15 protein-coding genes, 1 tRNA gene and 1 riboswitch are annotated in these 19,002 nt (G+C 69.6%); of the genes, 9 read left to right on the forward strand and 7 right to left on the reverse strand.

The annotated features are described in order from the left end of the window. Positions 1 to 59 precede the first annotated feature (59 nt). Positions 60 to 1,142 carry an ABC transporter ATP-binding protein gene (locus NF556_RS03570; RefSeq protein WP_252594135.1) on the reverse strand — a complete coding sequence of 361 codons (1,083 nt, stop codon included), beginning with the start codon at positions 1,140 to 1,142 and terminating at the stop codon, positions 60 to 62. 293 nt (positions 1,143 to 1,435) lie between these two features. On the opposite strand from NF556_RS03570, the gene NF556_RS03575 reads away from it, so the two are divergent. From NF556_RS03575 to NF556_RS03590, 4 genes are all read left to right on the forward strand, one after another. Continuing rightward, positions 1,436 to 2,818, forward strand: coding sequence for a sugar ABC transporter substrate-binding protein (locus NF556_RS03575; protein WP_252594137.1), 1,383 nt, complete (start codon positions 1,436 to 1,438; stop codon positions 2,816 to 2,818). A gap of 105 nt (positions 2,819 to 2,923) precedes the next feature. Beyond that, positions 2,924 to 4,525 carry an ABC transporter permease subunit gene (locus tag NF556_RS03580; protein WP_252594138.1) on the forward strand — a complete coding sequence of 534 codons (1,602 nt, stop codon included), beginning with the start codon at positions 2,924 to 2,926 and terminating at the stop codon, positions 4,523 to 4,525. A 2-nt stretch (positions 4,526 to 4,527) separates the two neighbouring features. Further along, on the forward strand, positions 4,528 to 5,472 hold the full coding sequence (locus NF556_RS03585; RefSeq protein WP_252594139.1) for a sugar ABC transporter permease: 945 nt from the start codon (positions 4,528 to 4,530) through the stop codon (positions 5,470 to 5,472). Next, positions 5,469 to 6,482 (forward strand): LacI family DNA-binding transcriptional regulator, encoded by a 1,014-nt coding sequence (locus NF556_RS03590; protein ID WP_252595692.1) that lies wholly within the window; start codon positions 5,469 to 5,471, stop codon positions 6,480 to 6,482. Before NF556_RS03585 ends, NF556_RS03590 begins: the two co-directional genes overlap by 4 nt. Before the next feature lie 72 nt (positions 6,483 to 6,554). Here NF556_RS03590 and otsB read toward each other — a convergent pair whose 3' ends face one another. Together otsB and NF556_RS03600 are read right to left on the reverse strand one after the other, a co-directional pair. Further along, positions 6,555 to 7,418, reverse strand: a complete 864-nt coding sequence (gene otsB, locus NF556_RS03595; RefSeq protein ID WP_252594140.1) for a trehalose-phosphatase — start codon at positions 7,416 to 7,418, stop codon at positions 6,555 to 6,557. Then, positions 7,415 to 8,866 carry an alpha,alpha-trehalose-phosphate synthase (UDP-forming) gene (locus tag NF556_RS03600; RefSeq protein WP_289781775.1) on the reverse strand — a complete coding sequence of 484 codons (1,452 nt, stop codon included), beginning with the start codon at positions 8,864 to 8,866 and terminating at the stop codon, positions 7,415 to 7,417. The genes otsB and NF556_RS03600 overlap by 4 nt, the downstream gene beginning before the upstream one ends. Before the next feature lie 253 nt (positions 8,867 to 9,119). Here NF556_RS03600 and NF556_RS03605 point away from each other — a divergent pair, with 253 nt between their 5' ends. From NF556_RS03605 to NF556_RS03615, 3 genes are all read left to right on the forward strand, one after another. After that, complete coding sequence (locus NF556_RS03605) at positions 9,120 to 11,072, forward strand: serine/threonine-protein kinase (protein WP_252594145.1); 1,953 nt, start codon at positions 9,120 to 9,122, stop codon at positions 11,070 to 11,072. Between the two features lie 387 nt (positions 11,073 to 11,459). Next, positions 11,460 to 11,598, forward strand: a riboswitch (cyclic di-AMP (ydaO/yuaA leader). A 9-nt stretch (positions 11,599 to 11,607) separates the two neighbouring features. Further along, positions 11,608 to 12,393, forward strand: coding sequence for a transglycosylase family protein (locus NF556_RS03610; protein ID WP_252594146.1), 786 nt, complete (start codon positions 11,608 to 11,610; stop codon positions 12,391 to 12,393). A 224-nt stretch (positions 12,394 to 12,617) separates the two neighbouring features. Continuing rightward, a tRNA-Thr gene (locus tag NF556_RS03615) sits at positions 12,618 to 12,693 on the forward strand. Between the two features lie 16 nt (positions 12,694 to 12,709). On the opposite strand, the gene NF556_RS03620 is transcribed toward NF556_RS03615, so the two are convergent. The 4 genes from NF556_RS03620 to NF556_RS03635 form a co-directional block, all read right to left on the reverse strand. Continuing rightward, on the reverse strand, positions 12,710 to 13,579 hold the full coding sequence (locus tag NF556_RS03620) for a SurA N-terminal domain-containing protein (protein ID WP_252594147.1): 870 nt from the start codon (positions 13,577 to 13,579) through the stop codon (positions 12,710 to 12,712). 216 nt (positions 13,580 to 13,795) lie between these two features. Further along, the gene (locus NF556_RS03625; protein WP_252594148.1) at positions 13,796 to 15,601 is read right to left on the reverse strand and encodes an FUSC family protein; all 1,806 of its coding nucleotides are present in this window, start codon (positions 15,599 to 15,601) and stop codon (positions 13,796 to 13,798) included. A 110-nt stretch (positions 15,602 to 15,711) separates the two neighbouring features. Continuing rightward, complete coding sequence (locus NF556_RS03630) at positions 15,712 to 16,476, reverse strand: SDR family NAD(P)-dependent oxidoreductase (protein WP_252594149.1); 765 nt, start codon at positions 16,474 to 16,476, stop codon at positions 15,712 to 15,714. Between the two features lie 58 nt (positions 16,477 to 16,534). Further along, a complete protein-coding gene (locus tag NF556_RS03635; RefSeq protein WP_252594150.1) occupies positions 16,535 to 17,677 on the reverse strand; it encodes an acyl-CoA dehydrogenase family protein in 1,143 nt (380 codons plus the stop codon). A gap of 69 nt (positions 17,678 to 17,746) precedes the next feature. On the opposite strand from NF556_RS03635, the gene NF556_RS03640 reads away from it, so the two are divergent. Next, positions 17,747 to 18,142: a TOBE domain-containing protein gene (locus NF556_RS03640; protein WP_252594151.1), complete on the forward strand. Its 396-nt coding sequence runs from the start codon at positions 17,747 to 17,749 to the stop codon at positions 18,140 to 18,142. An 11-nt stretch (positions 18,143 to 18,153) separates the two neighbouring features. Further along, positions 18,154 to 18,978 carry a molybdate ABC transporter substrate-binding protein gene (gene modA / locus NF556_RS03645; protein ID WP_252594152.1) on the forward strand — a complete coding sequence of 275 codons (825 nt, stop codon included), beginning with the start codon at positions 18,154 to 18,156 and terminating at the stop codon, positions 18,976 to 18,978. Positions 18,979 to 19,002 lie beyond the last annotated feature (24 nt).

Genomic DNA, 19,002 nt, shown 5'->3' on the forward strand with positions numbered 1-19,002 from the left:
CCCCCGACCGCACCCCCGGTGGTGGTGCTTGCCGTATGCCGTCAGCTGGCTGGGGCGACTCAGTCGCCCAGGCGCAGGCCGGACTCGGCGTGGAAGACGTGGATGTGGTCGGACTTCGGCACAAAGTGGACGACCTCACCCTTCATCGGCGGGGTGCGTCCGTCGACCCGGGCGATGAACGGCCGGTCCTCGGACTCGGCGCCGGGCACCTGGCCGTAGACGTAGGCGTCCGCGCCGAGCTCTTCGACGACGGCGACCTCGACCGGCAGCCCCGTGCCGTCGGTGGTCATGGTCAGGTCCTCCGGGCGCACGCCGATCACGGCGCGCTCGCCGGCACCGGCGAGCACATCGCGCTCGATCGGCAGCGTGCCCTCACCGAACTTCACGCCGCCGTCGGTGACTGCGACGTCCATCAGGTTCATCGCTGGGGAGCCGATGAAGCCGGCGACGAAGACATTGTTGGGGTGGTCATACATGCGGCGGGGGGCGTCGCACTGCTGCAGGATGCCGTCCTTGAGCACGGCGACGCGGTCGCCCATCGTCATGGCCTCGACCTGGTCGTGGGTGACATAGACGGTGGTGACCCCGAGGCGGCGCTGCAGGGAGGCGATCTGGGTGCGGGTCTGCACCCGCAGTTTGGCGTCCAGGTTGGACAGCGGCTCATCCATCAGGAAGACCTGGGGCTGACGCACGATCGCCCGGCCCATGGCCACCCGCTGCCGCTGACCGCCGGAGAGGGCCTTGGGCTTGCGGTCCAGATAGGGCTCAAGGTCCAGGATCTTGGCGGCCTCTTCCACGCGCTCGCGGATCTCGGCCTTGGACTTGCCCGCAATGCGCAGTGCAAAGCCCATGTTGTCGGCGACCGACATGTGCGGATAGAGCGCGTAGTTCTGGAAGACCATCGCGACGTCGCGGTCCTTGGGCGGCAGGTCGGTGACCTCGCGGTCGCCGATCATGATGCGCCCGGAGTTGACCTCCTCCAGGCCGGCGAGCATGCGCAGGCTGGTGGACTTGCCACATCCGGAGGGGCCGACGAGCACGAGGAACTCGCCGTCGGCGATGTCGATGTCCAGGGAGTCCACGGCCGGGATGTCCGAGCCGGGATAGATCCTGGTGGCCTTGTCAAAGGTCACTGTTGCCATAGGGGGACTTCTCCTTCACCGGCAGGAACGTGCCGGACGATCCGTTGTAAAGGACGGTCCCGCCAGCGGGTGCTGACGGAAGACAGCCGGGGCGATGTGCCCCGAGAGGTCCCGGCCCCGAGTGGGGCCGGTCACCGGCGGCACTGCCCGTGACTGGTTCAACCCTACTCCATTGCAAGATCTTGCAAGATCTGTAAGGTCCTGCCATGCTAGCCCACGTCCTGTTCGGGACGACCAACGGCGCAGGCCGGCCGCGACCCCTCGCGGAACAGACGATGTTCGAAGGAGAACACATGAAGCGCACGACCGGCGCGATCGCGATGGCGGGCATCACTGCCCTCCTGCTGACTGCTTGCGGTGGCGACACCGAGTCCGACGATCCCACGACGCCCGCCGCTGGCGAGGAGGAGTCCGAGGCTCCCGAGGGCGACGACGAGGGCGCGGCCACCGACGAGGGTGAGGCTGGCGAGGAGACCGCTGCCCCCGAGGGTGACGACGCCGCTGGCGAGACGGCCGGGCCGCCGGCTGCCAGTGACGGCACCAGCCTGGTGATCTGGGCGGACGACCTGCGTGCCGCCGCCATCGAGCCGCTGACCGAGACCTTCACCGCCGACACCGGCGTCGAGGTGAAGGTCCAGATCGTTGCTCAGGAGAAGCTGCGCGAGCAGTTCAAGGACGCCGTCGGTCAGGGTGCCGGCCCGGACATCACCATCGGTGCGCACGACTGGCTGGGCGAGCTCGTCCAGAACAACGTCGTGGCCCCGGTGCAGATTGCCCCGGACACCGCCGAGCAGTTCGTGCCCGAGTCGATCGAGGCCGTGACCTTCGAGGGCCAGCTCTATGCCGTGCCCTACTCCGTGGAGTCCCTCGCGCTGATCCGCAACACCGACCTGGCCCCCGAGGTCCCCGCCACCATGGAGGCCCTCGTGGCCGATGGTGAGGCCATGGTCGAGGCCGGCGACACCGAGCTGATCCTGGCCCAGGAACTGGGCAAGGAGGGCAACGCCTTCTCGATGTATCCCTACCTGGCCGCCTACGGCCCCGGCATCTTCCCGCTCCTTGACGAGGGCGGGTTCGACGGCAGCGAGGCCATCCTGGACTCCCCGGAGACCATCCAGGGGGCCGAGAAGCTGGCCTGGCTCGGTGAGACCGCTGCGCTGAGCACCAACCAGGACGCCTCCAACGTGATCCCGAACTTCGTCGACGGCAAGGCGGCCTACATGGTCTCTGGCCCGTGGGCGATCGACCAGATCACCGAGGCCGGCATCAACTACGCCATCGACCCGATCCCCGACTTCGAGGACGGCGGCGAGACCTCGCCGTTCCTGGGCGTCCAGGCCTTCTATGTCTCGGCCGAGTCGCTGAACCCGCAGATCGCCCAGACCTTCGTGCAGGAGTATGTCCCGTCCGAGGAGGTCCAGGTCGGCATGTTCGAGGCTGACCGTCGCCCGCCGGCCCTGACCGCCGCCGCCGAGCAGGTGCAGGCCCAGGACGACGACGTCGAGGCCTGGGCGACCGCTGCCGAGGGTGGCATCCCGATGCCGAACATCCCGCAGATGAACGCCGTCTGGGGCCCGTTGGGCAAGGCGACCGCCGACATCGTCGACGGTGCCGACCCGGCCGAGCGGATGGGCACCGCCCAGACCGAGGTCGCCACAGCTCTCGGCGGCAAGTAACACCCACCGGATGGGGTGTGCCGACCCAGCCGGGCGGCATACCCCATCTGGTTGTTCCCACCCCTCCGATCCGGTCCCTCGACAACGACGTCCTCTGGAGCACTGATGTCCCAAGCCCCTGTCGGCCAGCCACCCGCGAGCCCGCCCTGGGTGCTCGCCGTGAAGTGGCTGCTGATCGCCCTCACGCTGCTCGCGTGCACCTATCTGGCCTGGCGTGCCGTCGAGGCCGGCTCGTGGCTGATCGTGACGGTCGTCGCCTTCGTGGCGATGGCGGTCCTGGTGGTCTATGCCACGCGCCGCGGGATCACGCTGAAGTATCTGCTGCCGGGGTTGCTGCTGCTCACGCTCTTCCAGGTCTGGCCGATCGCCTACACGGTCGCCACCGCCTTCACGAACTATGGCGATGGCCACTCGCTGACCAAGGAGGAGGCGATCGAGGCCGTCCAGGCCCAGTCGGTGCGCCCCGAGCCGGACTCGGCACGCTACGGGATGTCCGTGGCGATCCCCGAGGGTGAGGCCATCGCGACCGCCGACCTGTCCTTCCTGCTGTCCCGTCCGGCGGCCGAGGACGCCGGGGGTGACAACGTCCTGGACGGGCAGGAGCTGTTCGTCGGGACGATGGAGGGGCTGGAGCCCCTGCCCGCAGATGGGGTGACACTGCGCGGCAATGGCACCATCGGCGAGGCCCCGAGCTTCCAGGTGCTGACGCTGGTGGAGGCCAACGAGCGAGCGCAGGACGTCGCCGAGTTTGCGGTCCCGCTCGAGGGGGGCGCGGGTATCAAGGCCGCCACCGGCACCCAGGCGTTTGTCGGGCGGACCACCACGACCTACGACGCCGATGCCGACACGATGACCACCATCGACGGCAAGGTCTACGTCGCGCAGGACGGCAACTTCGTCCCGCAGGACGGGGAGGGCCCGGCGCTGCCGACGGGATGGACCGAGAACGTCGGGCTGGACAACTTCACCTCGATCTTCACCGACTCCGCGCTGCGCAACGGCTTCCTCAAGATCTTCCTGTGGAACCTGGTCTTCCCCCTGGTGAGCGTGGGGTCGACCTTCATCCTGGGCATGCTCTTGGCGCTGCTGTTCAATGATCCACGGCTGAAGGGCAAGGGGATCTATCGGTCCCTGCTGATCCTGCCCTACGCCCTGCCGATCTTCGTGACGGCCATCGTGTGGGCGGCGATGTTCAACCAGGACTTCGGCATGATCAATGACGTCACGGGACTCAACATCGACTGGCTCGGTGATCCGTGGGCGGCCAGATCCGCGGTGCTGATCACCAACCTGTGGCTCGGCTTCCCCTATATGTTCCTGATCTGCACCGGGGCCCTGCAGTCGATCCCCTCGGACGTCAAGGAGGCGGCCTCGGTCGACGGCGCCGGCCCGGTCCGCACCCTGGTGTCGGTGACGATGCCGCTGCTGCTGGTGGCCGTCGGGCCGCTGCTGGTGGCCTCCTTCGCCTTCAACTTCAACAACTTCGGTCTGATCTATCTGCTGACCGGCGGCGGTCCGTTCGACGCCGCCAACAGTCAGGTGGGCAACACCGACCTGCTGATCACCTTCGCCTACCGTCTGGCGCTGGAGTCGGGGACGCCCAACATCGGGCTCGCCTCGGCCGTCAGCATCATCATCTTCCTGCTGGTGGGAGCCCTGAGCTATGCCGGGTTCCGCCAGTCCAAGGCTCTTGAAGAGGTGAACTAACGATGTCTCAGCCTGCTGCTGCCGGCGCCCCCGGGGCCGTGCCCGCCGAAGCCATCACACCGTCCGCCGGCCAGCGCACGGCGGAGGTTGTTCCCGTCGGCCAGAAGCCGCGCACCGGCGTCTGGTGGCGCCACGCCCTGGCGATCCTCGCCCTGGTGTGGGCGCTGTTCCCGGTGATGTTCGTCGTCTCGGCCGCCCTCAACCCCGCCGGCACGCTCAACAGCGCGTCCCCGATCCCGACGTCCTTCTCGCTGAAGAACTTCACGGACCTGTTTGCGTCCACGACCTTCCCGTTCTGGAGCTGGTTCCAGAACTCGCTGATCATCGCCGGGCTGGGCACCTTCATCCAGGTCTTCATCGGCGCTGCCGCGGCGTTCGCCTTCTCCCGCCTGCGCTGGAAGGGGCGACGCCCGGGCCTGATGGCCCTGCTGCTGTCCCAGATGTTCCCGGCGCTGCTGGCCTTCCCCGCGCTCTATCTGATGTTCCTGCGCATCGGCGACGTGATCCCCGAGATCGGGCTCAACACGCTGTGGGGTCTGCTGCTGGTCTATCTGGGTGGCTCGATGGGCGCCAACGTCTGGCTGCTCAAGGGCTATTTCGACACCATCCCCAAGGAGCTCGACGAGGCCGCCATGATGGACGGCGCCAGCCACGCGCGGATCTTCTTCACGATGACCCTGCGCCTGGTGGCCCCGATCCTGGCCACAGTCGGCATCCTGGCCTTCGTCGCGCTGTGGGGCGAGTTCATGCTGGCCAGCATCTTCCTGCTGGACCAGGAGCGCCGCACCCTCGGTGTCGGTCTGTATTCGTTGAACCTGGCCGACCGCAACAAATACTTCGGGATGTTCTGCGCCGGTGCGCTCATCGCCTCGCTGCCGCCGGTCGCGGTCTATCTCTCCCTGCAGAAGCAGCTCATCGGCGGCCTCACGCAGGGCTCGGTGAAATAGCCGTGAGCCGACTCGCCGACCTGGCGCAGCACGCGGGCGTCAGTGAGGCGACCGTCAGCCGGGTCCTCAACGACCGCCCGGGCGTGGCCCAGCACACCCGCAAGGCCGTGCTCACCGCCCTCGACGTGCTCGGCTATGAGCGACCCAGCAAACTGCGTCGCAGCAGCGCGGGGCTGGTGGGTCTGGTCGTGCCGGAGCTGACCAACCCGATCTTCCCGGCCTTCGCCCAGGCGGTCGAGACGCAGCTGGCCGCAGCCAACTTCACCCCCGTCCTGTGCACCCAGGTGCCCGGCGGCGTGCGGGAGGACGAATACGTCGAGATGCTCCTGGAGCGTGGCGTGGCCAGCATCATCTTCATCAGCGGCTATCACGCGGACACCCGGGCGAGCACCGAGCGCTACACCTCGCTGCGCGAGCGCGGCCTGCCGATCGCCCTGATCAACGGCTGGCGCGAGGACGTCGTTGCCAGTTTCATCTCCAACGACGACGTCGCCGGGGTGCAGTTGGCGGTCCGGCACCTGCGCGACCTCGGTCACACCCGCATCGGGCTGGCCACCGGACCCAACCGCTATGTGCCGGTGCAGCGCAAGATCCAGGGCTATGAGCGGGCCATGGATGAGCTGCTGCCCGACGCCGAGCAGTTCGTCTCGACCACGCACTTCAGCGTCGAGGGCGGGCAGGCGGCCGGGCGCAACCTGCTCGATGAGGGCGTCACCGGCGTGGTCTGCGGCTCCGACATCATGGCGCTGGGCGTGGTCCGCGCCGTCCGCCAGGAGGGCCTGCGGGTGCCCGAGGACGTCTCCGTCATCGGCTCCGACGACTCCCAACTCATCGCGTTCACCGACCCGCCGCTGACCACGGTCCGCCAGGACGTCACGGCGATGAGTGAGGCGGCGGTGACTGCCATCCTGGAGGAGATCCAGGGCGAGGAGGCCGTTCACCGGGAGTATCTGTTCGCCCCCGAGCTGATCCTGCGCAGCTCCACCGGCGCCGTGCCCGGCCGTCCCTGATCGAGTCAGCCGGCCCTCGGCATACGGAATCTGTCCTGGCGCCGTCCCCCAGGGTGCAGGTGGACGGATCCTTCACGCCTCGTCCGGCGTGTTGCGTGAAGGATCCATGCAGTTGGTGGCTGGCCGGGCAGCGCGACGGCGCAGCTCGAGCAGGGCGCGCACCAGCGCCAGCACCTGCGCCTCGTCGTCGACCCGGTGCTGCGCGGCCGTGTCGCCCTGCCCGACCTTGACGGTCAGGTCGGTGGGCCGCAGCACGCCAAAGGCCTGCTCGTCGGTGACGTCATCGCCCACGAACAGCACCGAGTCGACGGAGTGCTCCTGCGCCAACTCCAGCAGGGCGACCCCCTTGCCGACGTGGCGGGTGGCCAGCTCGAGGACCTCTTTGCCGGGGGTCACCACCAGGCCGGTATGCCGAGTGACCACCTCCTCAGCGGCCCGCACCGCAGCCTCGGTCTCCTGACCGCTCAGGCCCCGGGTGTGCAGCACCAGTGAGTGGGGCTTGCGCTCGACGCGTGCTCGGGGATGGTCTCGGAGCACGGTGGCCAGGTCCGCGTCCAACGCGGCAAAACGGGTCTGCTCGGTGGCGTCCCGGGAGGGGGCCTGAGCCTCGGAGGAGCGCTCGACGCCGTGGCTGCCGACCAGCAGCACCGGCTCGGCCAGCCGGGTCAGCTCGATCAGGTCGGCCAGGGCACGGCCGGAGACGAGTGCCACGAGCGTCTCGGGGAGGCAGGACAACTCGTTGAGCAGTTCCTCGCTGCCGGGCAGCGCACGCGCGTCCATCGGCTCGTCGACCAGCGGCGCGAGCGTGCCGTCAAAGTCCATCGCCACCAGGACGCGGGGGAGCGCGGCAAACCGTTGCAGTGCGTCCACGAGGGGCGCGGCGAGGGTCGGGTCGGAACCGGGTGTCATCGGGCTGGTGATCCTCGTGCTGGTCATCGACGGTTCGGCTTCTGTGGGGCTGCCTCCAGAGCGCTGAGATAGTGCCGTGCCCAGGCGTGCACGTCGTGGGAGCGCACCCGTCGGCGCATCGCCAGCATGCGTTTGCGGGCGCTGGCCGGCTCCTCGCGCATCGCAGCCAGGATGGTCTCCTTCAGCCCGGCGATGTCGTGGGGGTTGCACAGGAAGGCCTGGCTCAGCTCCTGCGCGGCGCCGGTGAACTCGCTGAGCACCAGGGCGCCGCCGCCGTCCCAGCGGCTGGCGACATACTCCTTGGCGACCAGGTTCATCCCGTCGCGCAGTGGCGTGACCAGCAGGACGTCGGCGGCCTGGAACAGCGCGGCCATCTCCTCCTTGGGATAGGAGTGGTGCAGATAGTGGACGGCGGTCGCGCCGATGCCGGAGTGGTCCCCGTTGATCCGGCCCACCTGTCCGTCGACCTGGCTGCGGAGGTCCTGATAGGCGCTCACCCGCTCCCGGCTCGGCGTCGCGATCTGCAGCAGCGTGACCTCCGGTGCGGCGATCGCGCCGTCGCCGAACAGCTCGGAGATCGCGCGCAGCCGGTGCCGGATGCCCTTGGTGTAGTCGAGGCGGTCGATGCCCAGCAGCACCGTCTGCGGGTTGCCCAGGGACGCCCTGATCTCTCGCGCGCGGCGGCGCACCTCCGGGGTCCGGGCCAGCTCATCCATGGACCGGAAGTCGATCGAGATCGGGACTGTCGCGGTCCGGGTCCTGCGCGGCTCGGCCCCGATCAGACCGTCCTCCGCGCCCGACCAGGTGATCGTGTCCCCGGACGAGCTCGTGCCGAGCAGCTGGTGGCAGGCCCGGGTGAAGTTGGCGGCGTCGTTGCTGCGCTGGAAGCCCAGGAAGTCGGCGCCCAGCAGGCCACGGAGCACGGCCCGGCGCCAGGGCAGTTGTCCGAACAGCTCGACCGGCGGGAACGGGATGTGGTTGAACCACCCGATGCGCAGGTCGGACCGCAGCGCCCGCAGCAGGGCCGGGACCAGCTGCAACTGATAGTCGTGAATCCACACCGTGGCCCCCGGAGCGGCAACCTTGGCGATCGCCTCGGCGAACCGGGTGTTCACCCGCTGATAGGAGGCCCACCAGCTGCGCCGATAGCGCGGTGGCACGATCACGTCGTGATAGAGCGGCCACAGGGTCTCGTTGCTGAAGCCCTCGTAGTAGCCGCGCACCTCGTCAGCGGTCAGCACGATGGGGTGCAGCCGGATGCCGTCACGGTCGAACGGGGCAACATCCTCGCCCGGGTCTCCGGCCCAGCCGACCCAGGCCGCTGACTGCCCCTGCATGACGGCGTCCATGGCGGTCACCAGGCCGCCGGGGCTGGCCTGCCAGCGTGAGGTGCCGTCCGCCTCGGTCACCCGGTCGACCGGCAGCCGGTTCGCGGCCACCACAAAGTCGAACGTGCCCCGTGCCTCGGATGCCACAACCACTCCATCTTCGTCGGGTCATTGGATCACTCCGACCCGGACCTCACGTGGATTACCCACCTCACGCGGATGACCCGGGGTCCGACGCGGTCGGAGCGCGCCACCAGTGCAGGAAACCAACTGCCTGCCCGGTTCGTTGCTGCTCTCGAGCCTAGTCGGGCCCGTTGGGGCCCGCGATCTCACCCCTTGGGGGCCACGACCGACCCCGAGGTGCCGTGCCGAGACGAGGAGACGCAATACGGTGGAGACCATGAGCGCCGAGTTCACGCCTGCTGGGGGGCCCCACGAGGGGGCCACCCCGACAGCGCGACGGCTCGGGAGATACACCCTCGGCACTCGCGTCGGCGAGGGCGGCATGGGTGTGGTCTATCGCGGCCGTGTCGACGGCGCCCCGCAGGACGGCAGCCGCGACGTGGCGATCAAGGTGCTGCGCCCGCACATCGCCCACGACCCGGATGCGCGCCAGCGACTGTCCCGTGAGGTGGCCACGCTCTCGCGGGTGAACAGCCCGCGCATCGCCGCGGTCCTCGATGCCGACACCGAGGGTCCAGCGCCCTACATCGTCACCGAGTTCGTGCCCGGGCCGCCGCTGGACCAGGTCGTGGCCGATCGCGGACCCGTCACCGGTGATGCGCTCGTGGACCTGGGCAGGGGGCTCTATGAGGCCCTCACCGCCATCCACCAGGTCGGCATCGTCCACCGCGACCTCAAGCCCGGCAACGTGCTGATGGTCGGATCGGACCCGGTCGTCATCGACTTCGGCATCGCTCAGGTGGCCGACGACGTCCGGCTCACCATGACCGGGCTGGTCATGGGCACGCCCGGCTATCTCTCACCCGAGGTCGTCGAGGGCGGCGCGGTGACGGAGGCCACGGACTGGTGGGGGTGGGCTGCGACCCTGGCCTTCGCAGCCAGCGGCAGCCCGCCCTTCGGTCGCGGCCCGATGAGCGCAGTGCTGGACCGCGTGACGCGGGGGCGGACGCAGCTGGAGGACGTGGACGCCAGGCTCCGGCCCCTGCTGGAGGCTGCCCTCGATCCGGAGCCGGAGCGCCGCCCGCACAAGGATGAGGTGATGCGTGCCCTGGAGCTGTATGCCGCGCACCGTCCCGTGACCGAGGCTCTCACCACGCGCGTGCCGCGCCCGGCGGCGCACGACGCGCGGTCCACGCAGGACTCCGGGTCCCTGCGGACCCCGCCGAGTGCCTGGCCAGCGAGCCCCTCGACCACCGTGACTCCGCAGGTCGACCCGACGCGCGTGCAGCCCGTGGCGCCGACCCCACAGACCCGGATGACCCCGCAGCACCCGACGCCCCGGCCGCCGTCGACGTCCCCGTCGCAGGGTCAATCCCAGGGCCGGTCGGGCCTGGACGCTCACCAGCGCAGCGGCGTCCAGGGCGGCCCCGGTCCCTACCGTCAGCCGGGCGCCGCTCCACCTGGCCAGTCATCGGGATACGGCCAGCCCACGGGGTCTGGTGGCGCCTCGGGGTATGGCCAGCCCCCGGCATACGGGCCATCGGGGCAGGCCCCCTTCGGTCAGCCGAGCCCATCCCCCTATGGTCCTCCCGCGCCGCGCGGTCCCGACCCCCGCATTGGTCGTCCGATGCGCACCGGCACGCTGGCCGCTGGCCTGGTGGCGCTCGTCGGTCTCGCTGCGCTCGTGCCGCTGCTCTCGTGGAGTCTGCTGCTCATCTGGTCCGTCGCTGCGCGCACAGTGGATCACGCCGTCACCGCCCTGGTGCTGCGCCGCCACGAGGCAGGGCACCGGCGATCCGACGTGCCCCTGACCGTGCTGGCCAGCCCCTGGCACCTGTTTGTCTCGGCCCTGTCCACGGGCCTGGCGATGCTGTTGCCGCTCGCCTTTGCCATGGCTGCAGCCGTCATCACCGCTGGCGGGCTCACCGAGTCCGGGCTGATGCAGGTGGACGTTGAGCACCCGCTGCCCGTGGCCGTCGGCAGCCTGCTGGGCCTGCTGATGGCCTGGTGGGGACCTGGTGGCGTGACCCTGCGCCGAGGCTCGCGCACGCTGGTCCGCGCGATCCTGCCCGGGCAGCTGATCACCCAGGTGGTCGCGGGTGTGCTGTGCGTCGGGGGTGTGGTGATCCTGGGCTACACCCTGGTTGAGGGCGTGCCGGTCTCGTGGTGGCCCACGTCCTGGACCACGGCGCCGTTCACCGACTTGATCCCGCAGGTGCTGCGTCCCTGAGCGCGGCGGCGCGGCTTTCTGTCACCTGTCACCCCCCTTCTGCCACCTGTCACCCCCTTCTGCCACCCCCTTCGGCGTGTCGTGCACCGTGCCGACATCGTTGTGGCGTGTCCCGCGCTGCAGCACCGAACCGGTCACGCCGTTGCTGCACCAGCACCGTGTCCAGCCCTTGCTGCAGCACCGAACCGGTCACGCCGTTGGTGCACCAGCATCGTGTCCAGAGGCTGGATCTTCACGATTTCCACAGTGGATGTAGCACCGCGGGGCAGACCTGGGTAGTGTGGCGGGCGGCCCACCCCGGGGCCACACACAAATGCATCACGAGATCCACACGCATGGCGTGTGCCCCTGAGGCGCCGAACCTCGTCACCAGGGCACAACCTCCGGACCGTCCGGACGCCAGACGAGGGTGGGGGACCCGAGTTGACACCGGCCCCGGTGTCTTGGGGTGAAGCCGCACCTGCGGCCGGGCACCTGACCGCCCGAACCCGACAGCTAACCCCGCAGGCGCGCAGTCAGGAAGGTTGACCCTGTCATGGCATCTGCCAAGCACCGCAAGCCCCGCACGCCCTTTGCCCCCATGCTCCGCCGCGCCGGTGGCGCTGGTGTGGCTGCAGCAGCAGCCGTCGCCGCGATTGGTGTCTCTGCCCCCGGCGCCAGCGCCGACTCGGTCTGGGACCGCGTCGCAGCCTGTGAGTCCGGCGGCAACTGGTCGATCAACACGGGCAACGGCTACTACGGCGGGCTGCAGTTCAGCCCCTCCACCTGGTCCGGCTTCGGTGGCGGCCAGTACGCACCCAACGCCCACCAGGCCTCCAAGTCCCAGCAGATCGCGATCGCGCAGAAGGTCCTGGCCACCCAGGGCCCCGGCGCCTGGCCCACCTGCTCGGTCAAGGCCGGTCTGACCCGCTCCAACGGTGGTGGAGGCGGCTATGCACCTGCGCCGGCCAACCCTGCTCCGGCCAACCCCGCGCCGGCTCCGGCCCAGCCGCGTCAGTCCGAGGCGCCTTCGCGCAGCGCTGGCCCGATCCACCCAGTGGTGAGCGTCAGTGCGCCGTTGGTCAAGGACGGCATCCGTGGTCCGCTGACGAATGCCACCATCCAGCGCTGGGTCGGCACCCACCCGGACGGCATCTTCGGACCCATCACGACCAAGGCGCTGCAGAACAAGGTCGGCACCACGCCGGACGGCGTGTGGGGCCCGAAGTCGCAGGCTGCACTCCAGGACTACCTGGGCATCGACCGTGACGGCTCGAGCTCCATGAACGCGCGCACGGTGTCAGCGCTGCAGGCGCACCTGAACAGCAACGTCATCGGCTGACAGGCCACCCCTGGTGATCCAGCGCGTGCAGGTCACGGCTGGCTGACAACGGCGAGGGGGCCCGGTGCGGACACTGTCCGCACCGGGCCCCTTCGTTGTTGCTCTGATCCCGTTGGTCCCTGCACACCTTCGGGCGTGGAACTTGCCTGAGGTGGTGAGCAATTCTGCTGTCCGCTGGACCGCGGGTACGATCGTCGTCGTCGCTGGCCCCCGTGGCCGGCCACGCCCCTGTAGCTCAGTTGGTAGAGCATCCGCCTTGTAAGCGGACGGTCGCGGGTTCGACTCCTGTCGGGGGCTCCACAGAGTCAGTGACGTGTCACTCCGGGGTGGCCGATGACTCGAGGTGGACCGTCACGTCGCCCTCCTCGCGCAGCGTGTCCACCAGGGTCTGCACGGCCTCGTTCTCGCGCTCCGATGCCAACTGGTCTGCGACCTGGTCCTTGACCTCCTCATAGGCAGGCAGCTCCGGTGCTCCGGAGCCAGACTCACCGCCGGACTCGGCGCCGCCGCCACCCTGCTGGGCGGCCAGCTCGTCATAGCGCGCCCGGATCTCGTCCTCGCTCGGCTCCTTGACGTCGGCCTCCTGCTCGATGAGCTGGTCGACCTTGATCATCTGCTCGACCTCGGCGTTCACCTCGTCGGCAGACATGCCCTGCTGCTCGAGCGCGGCCAGGAACTCGTCGGCGGAGCCCAGGCCGTTGCCCTTGGCGAGCTCCTCCAACTCGGCGTCGATGTCCTCGGCGCTGGCTTCGAAGCCGTTTTCCTCGGAGGCCTGCTTGAGCAGTTCACTGCTGATCAGCCCCTCGATGGTCTGGTCGCGGAGGGCGGCCTCGTCGACCGGCTGGCCCATGGCCTGTGCCTGCATCGACGCTTGCTCAAAGGTCGGTGTGTAGGCCTCGCTGAACTGATCCTTGGAGATCTCGGTGTCATTGACCTCGGCGACCACGTCGGGCACGTCCGAAAGGTCCGGGCCGGCGGCCTCACCGCCTGGTCCCTCCGTCCCGGCGGCTGCGTCGGGGCCACCGGTGGCATCGGCTCCGTCCGGACCGGCAGACTCGCCCGCCTCGTCGGAACCCGGCGCGGCAGAGGCACCCTCGCTGGTCTCAGCGTTGTCTGAGCTGGTGTCTGAGTCGGTGCTGCAGGAGGCAGCGCCGAGCAGGCAGACGACCAATCCGAGGCTGGTCATCCATGTCTTATTCCGCATTGTTCCTCCCTCATTGTGAACGGTCGGTCAACGTATCACGATTCGATAAACATCCATTCCGATAATTCTCAGTCTTCGGTCAGGTTGAATTCTCAGAGAATTGCCAGGAAAAACTGATCCAAGAATCGATGGGAATGGCTCCAGTGCTGCCGCCCGAGCAACGCGCCCGGCTGGTCAGCTGATTGGCGCGCCTGGCTGTCAGCCCAGTGGTGGGCGTTTGCCGACGATCGCGCGCACGGCACGGATCTCCCGATCCTGCGGCACGTCCTGCCGGGCCAGGCGGACGGCCAGATCGCGCGCGAGGTCCTCTGCTGGGGCCACGCGCTCGAGCGCCTCCCCGGGTGCCTCCTGCGACGCTGTAGCCAGCACCGTGAAACCGAGCCAGGCCGTGGCGTCGCGCACGGGCACAAGGTCGGTCACCCGCTCCGGCTCATCACGGATCGCCCGGCCCGCGATGGCGGAGAGTTCCTGGAGGTCGAGGGAGAGCTCACGCTGGGCCACGAGTCCGGCCCGGTCCTGGTGTTGTCCCCGGCCCAGCAGACCGATCACCTCGGCGCTGGCAGAAATGGCGCGCGAGAGGTGGGCGGTGAGCATCGCGTGACTGGAGCGCCAGCCGATCAGCCACGGAACCGCGACGCCACACAGCACGCCGATGGCGGTGTCCAGCAACCGCTCCTGCGCGATCGTCAGGGCGGCCAGGCCGGATCCCGCTGTGCCGATGGTGAGCGCCAGGGGTGTCATGAAGATGACGGCAATGGTGTAGTTGCGCACCACGCAGAGCTCAACCAGCCCCTGCAGCGTCACGATGGTGATGACAACCGCCCAGGGGCCGCTGCCGGAAAAGCCGCCGATCAGGAAGAGCCCGATGCCCAGTGTCGTGCCCGCGAGCCGCTCCACCGAGCGGACTGTCGTGGCCCGACGATCCATCCCGTTGTGCAGCACCAGGGCAGCCGCGGCCATGGCCCAGTACATGTGCCCGCTTCCTGCCAGCAGGCCCGCGGCCACACCGGCGGCCGCGATGCCTGCGGCGACCCGGATGGCAGCCTGCAGTGCGGCGGTCGGCCACCGCAGCGCACGGGCCACCATGCGGCGCAGCCGCGGACGCCCCAGCGGGGCAGCGGTCGGCTCCGCGCCGAGGTCGGGGTTGAGCTGCTGGGTGGGCAGGAGGTGCTCGGAGTAGCGCTGCTGGATGACGATGAGGTCGGTGGCAAGGTCGGCGCGCACGGTGTGGGCCGTGGCCTGCGGGGAGGTCGGGGCGCCCGGATCGTCCAGCGCGAGGTCGGGCTCGCCGCCATCCCACAGCACGGTCCAGGCGTCGTGGATCGCGTTGGTTGCCGCGGTGCTCAGGTCCTCGGCCTGGCCGTCCTCCGGAGGAGAGGCCAGGAACTTCTCGACCGCTCGCTGGGCCGCGGCGACGGCGGCCCGCTCGGGGCCGAGGCGGTCCAGGAGCAGATCAAACATCGCGATCGGCACGGCGACCGCGGCGCCGGTGGTCGTCGCAAGAATGAGGGATCCGGGATCGAGCCCACGGGTGGGCAGATAGCCACCGATGCCCACGATCAGCACGAAGAAGAAGGCGCCGGGCGGTCCGAGCCGCAGGGCATGGGCCAGGAAGGTGGCCACCGCCCCCACGACGGCCGTGACCAGGATCGACAGCACCAGGTTCCCGGACACCAGCACACCCAGGGACATGCCGGAGATCAGGCCGAGCGCGACCAGCACGAGCACCCGGATGCGGCTGCGCAGCGGGCGGCCGGCGCCATAGAGCACCGTGAACGTCCCCGTGCCGCAGAGCAGCCCCCACGCCTGGTGGCCAGCGGCGGTCGCGATGGTCAGCGGGATCGCGATCGCGAGGGCCGCGCGCAGGGCCACCGGCCAGCGGGTGGGGGCGCGCACCTCCCAGCGCAGGCCACGGAAGGGCGTGATGGCAGCGGAGGCGAGGTGCTCGGCGCCGCGCAGCACCCGGCGGCGGGCCCCGCGCACGGCGCGCCGGGGGAAGGTCATGACTGCCTGGACATGTTGGTCATGCGTGCTTCCTCGAGGAGATCATGTTTCCTTGAGGAGATCATGCCGATCGCGAGGCGTCCGAGCCGTGCCACGCAGCCGTCACAGCATCAGCGCGGGGGCATCCGCAGGGCACCGTCGAGGCGGATGACCTCGCCGTTGAGCAGGGGGTTGTCGACGATGTGGGCGACCAGAGCGGCATACTCGGTCGGCTTGCCCAACCGGGAGGGGTGTGGCACCAGGGCCTCCAGGGAGGCCCGCACCTCATCGCCCAGCCCGGCCATCATCGGCGTCTCGAAGATGCCCGGGGCGATGGTCGCCACGCGGATCCCCTTGTCGGCCAGGTCGCGCGCAGCCGTGAGCGTCAGGCCCGCGATGCCGGCCTTGGAGGAGGAATAGGCGGCCTGCCCGATCTGACCGTCAAAGGCAGCGACCGAGGCCGTCATCAGGATCACGCCGCGGTCCTCGTCGACCGGCTCGTTGGCGGCCATCGCCTCGGCGGTCAGGCGCAGCACGTTGAAGGTGCCGATCAGGTTGATCTCGATGACATTGCGATAGGTGTCCAGCTCGATCGTGCCGCGCCGCGACAGGATCCGTCCGGGCGTCGCGACGCCGGCGCAGTTGACGACGATCCGCAGCTCGCCGAGCTCGGTGGCCACGGCGATGGCGGCGCGGATCTGCTCCTCGTCGCGCACATCGGCAGCCGCAAAGCGCACCCGATCGCCGAGCTCGGTGGCCAGCTCCTCACCGCGGCCGCCGGGCAGGTCGACGAGCACGATGGACGCACCCTCTGCGAGCAGGCGGCGGGCCGTGGCCTCGCCCAGTCCGCTGGCGCCTCCGGTGACCAGGGCGACGGTCTTCTCGGTGATCTGCATGGTGGCCTCTCGGGTCGGGTTCAGTGATGGGTCTGGGGGCGTATGCCGTGTGGTCGGGTCAGCGCAGCAGGTTCCGGGAGATGACCAGCCGCTGGATCTGGTTGGTGCCCTCGAAGATCTGGGTCACCTTGGCCTCGCGCATGAAGCGCTCGACCGGGAAGTCCTTGGTGTAGCCGTAGCCGCCGAGCACCTGGACGGCATCCGTGGTGACCTTCATCGCGGCGTCCGTGGCCACCATCTTGGCGATGGAGGCCTCCTGACTGTGCGGCAGGCCAGCATCCTTGAGGCGGGCTGCGTGCAGATAGGTGGCCCGTGCCGACCCGACGGCGGCGCCCATATCGGCCAGCAGGAAGGCCAGGCCCTGGTTGTCGGCGATGGGACGGCCGAACTGCTCGCGCTCCTTGGCGTAGGCCACCGCCTCGTCGAGCGCCCGCTGGGCCAGGCCGGTGGCTGCCGCAGCGATGCCCAGGCGGCCGGCCTCGAGCGCGGCGAGGGCGATCGACATGCCCTGGCCGGGCTCGCCGATGAGGCGGTCGTCGGAGACGAAGACCTTGTCGAAGAGCACCTCGCCGACGGTGTCGGAGTCCAGGCCCATCTTGCGCTCGGGCTCGGCGAAGGTCAGGCCCTCGGCGTCGGCCGGGACGATGAAGCAGCTCAGGCCGCGTCCGCCGTCGTCGGACGTGCGCACAAACGAGGTGTAGTAGTCGGCGTGACCGGCGTGGCTGATCCACGCCTTGCCGCCGGTGATCTCATATCCCCCGTCGACCTTGGTCGCGCGGGTGCGGATCGCCGCGACGTCGGACCCCGCGTGTGGCTCGGACAGGCAGTAGGCCCCCAGCTGTTCCCCGGACAGCATCCCGGTGAGCAACTCCTCCTGCTGCTCGGGCGTGCCGAAGGTGGCGACCGGGAAGGCGGTCAGGGAATGGACCGACACCCCGACGGCGACGGACATCCAGGCATGGGCGATCTCCTCGACCACCTGCAGATAGACCTCGTAAGGCTGTCCGCCGCCACCCAGCCCCTCGGCATACGGCAGGGAGAGCAGGCCGGCCTGGCCCAGCATGGTGAAGACCTCGCGGGGGAGGCGGGCGGCGGCCTCGGCCTCGTCCACCTGCGGCAGCAACTGCTCCCGTGCGATGTCGCGGACCAGGGCGATGAGTTCGGTGGACTCCTCGGTGGGCAGCACGCGCGTCACTGGCATGGGCCGAAGACTACCGGGGCAGCAAGGACACCTCGAAACCGCCGCATCTGCGGGTATAAAGTCTCCGTTATGCCGCAGATTCGGGTGAGCGAGGCCGCTTCGCTCTTGGGTGTGAGCGATGACACCGTGCGTCGCTGGATCGACCAGGGCCGGCTGCCCGCGAGCCGCTCGGACAACGGTCGCATGGCGGTGGAGGGGCGTGACCTGGCCGCCCTGACGCAGGAGCTGGCCGGCGAGGAGGACGGTGGCCTGCGCACCTCGGCCCGCAACCAGCTGCGGGGGATCGTCACCCGCGTCACCAAGGACACCGTGATGGCCCAGGTCGAGCTGCAGTGCGGACCGTTCCGGGTGGTCTCGCTGATGAGCGCCGAGGCAGCCGAGGAGCTCGAGCTGGAGCCCGGGGTGGTGGCTTCGGCCTCGATCAAGGCCACGCAGGTGGTCATCGCCCTGCCCGCTGAGCACTAGAAGGGGCCGTGATGTCGCTGCGCCGCACACACACCGCAGTTCCCGGCCGACGGTTGGCTGCGCTCGCCGCCATCACCCTCGCCTGCACGCTCACCGCGTGCGGTGAGGCGGAGGACCAGCCGCTGGGGGCCGGCGCGGGTGGGGCGGGCCAGGGTGAGGCATCCGGCGACATCACGGTCTTTGCTGCCGCGTCGCTGACCGATACGTTCACCGAGCTCGGCGAGGAGTTCGAGGCCGCGAACCCCGACGCCACCGTGACCTTCAGCTTCGCCGGCAGCTCCGCGCTGGCCCAGCAGATCCTCAGCGGTGCCCCGGCCGACGTCTTCGCCTCCGCCTCACCGGCGACCATGGCCCAGGTGACCGACGAGGAGCTGACCGAGGGGGAGCCTGTTGTCTTCGTGAACAACCGCCTGCAGATCGCGGTCCCCGCTGGCAACCCCGGGGGAGTCACGGGCCTGGAGGACCTCACCAAGGAGGACCTCACCGTCGCGCTGTGCGCCGAGGAGGTGCCCTGCGGCGCCGCCTCGGTCAAGGTCTTCGAGGCCGCGGGGCTCACACCGGCCCCCGACACCTATGAAGACGACGTGAGGGCGGCCCTGACCAAGGTGCGCCTCGACGAGGTCGATGCCGCACTCGTCTATCAGACCGACGTGCTGGTCGCCGGCGACGAGGTCGAGGGCATCGACTTCGCGGAGTCCGCCGAGGCCATCAACGACTATCCGATCGCCGCCCTGCTCGGGGCGCCCAACCCCGAGGGTGGGCAGGCGTTCATCGACTTCGTGCTGTCCGAGGAGGGGCAGGCGGTGCTTGGCTCGGCGGGGTTCGGTTCTCCGTGACGGTCCGGCGTTCGACCGATCGTG

Origin of the sequence: Ornithinimicrobium faecis (genome assembly GCF_023923225.1) — a bacterium.
Classification (GTDB): Bacteria; Actinomycetota; Actinomycetes; order Actinomycetales; family Dermatophilaceae; genus Ornithinicoccus; species Ornithinicoccus faecis.

Bases quoted from the DNA above. Each gene is read 5' to 3' on its own strand.
- NF556_RS03635 (WP_252594150.1), bottom strand. From the start codon at position 17,677: ATGCCAGTGACGCGCGTGCTGCCCACCGAGGAGTCCACCGAACTCATC.
- NF556_RS03620 (WP_252594147.1), bottom strand. From the start codon at position 13,579: ATGACCAGCCTCGGATTGGTCGTCTGCCTGCTCGGCGCTGCCTCCTGC.
- NF556_RS03630 (WP_252594149.1), bottom strand. From the start codon at position 16,476: ATGCAGATCACCGAGAAGACCGTCGCCCTGGTCACCGGAGGCGCCAGC.
- NF556_RS03605 (WP_252594145.1), top strand. From the start codon at position 9,120: ATGAGCGCCGAGTTCACGCCTGCTGGGGGGCCCCACGAGGGGGCCACC.
- NF556_RS03575 (WP_252594137.1), top strand. From the start codon at position 1,436: ATGAAGCGCACGACCGGCGCGATCGCGATGGCGGGCATCACTGCCCTC.
- NF556_RS03640 (WP_252594151.1), top strand. From the start codon at position 17,747: ATGCCGCAGATTCGGGTGAGCGAGGCCGCTTCGCTCTTGGGTGTGAGC.
- NF556_RS03580 (WP_252594138.1), top strand. From the start codon at position 2,924: ATGTCCCAAGCCCCTGTCGGCCAGCCACCCGCGAGCCCGCCCTGGGTG.
- modA (WP_252594152.1), top strand. From the start codon at position 18,154: ATGTCGCTGCGCCGCACACACACCGCAGTTCCCGGCCGACGGTTGGCT.
- NF556_RS03625 (WP_252594148.1), bottom strand. From the start codon at position 15,601: ATGACCTTCCCCCGGCGCGCCGTGCGCGGGGCCCGCCGCCGGGTGCTG.
- NF556_RS03610 (WP_252594146.1), top strand. From the start codon at position 11,608: ATGGCATCTGCCAAGCACCGCAAGCCCCGCACGCCCTTTGCCCCCATG.
- NF556_RS03585 (WP_252594139.1), top strand. From the start codon at position 4,528: ATGTCTCAGCCTGCTGCTGCCGGCGCCCCCGGGGCCGTGCCCGCCGAA.
- NF556_RS03570 (WP_252594135.1), bottom strand. From the start codon at position 1,142: ATGGCAACAGTGACCTTTGACAAGGCCACCAGGATCTATCCCGGCTCG.
- otsB (WP_252594140.1), bottom strand. From the start codon at position 7,418: ATGACCAGCACGAGGATCACCAGCCCGATGACACCCGGTTCCGACCCG.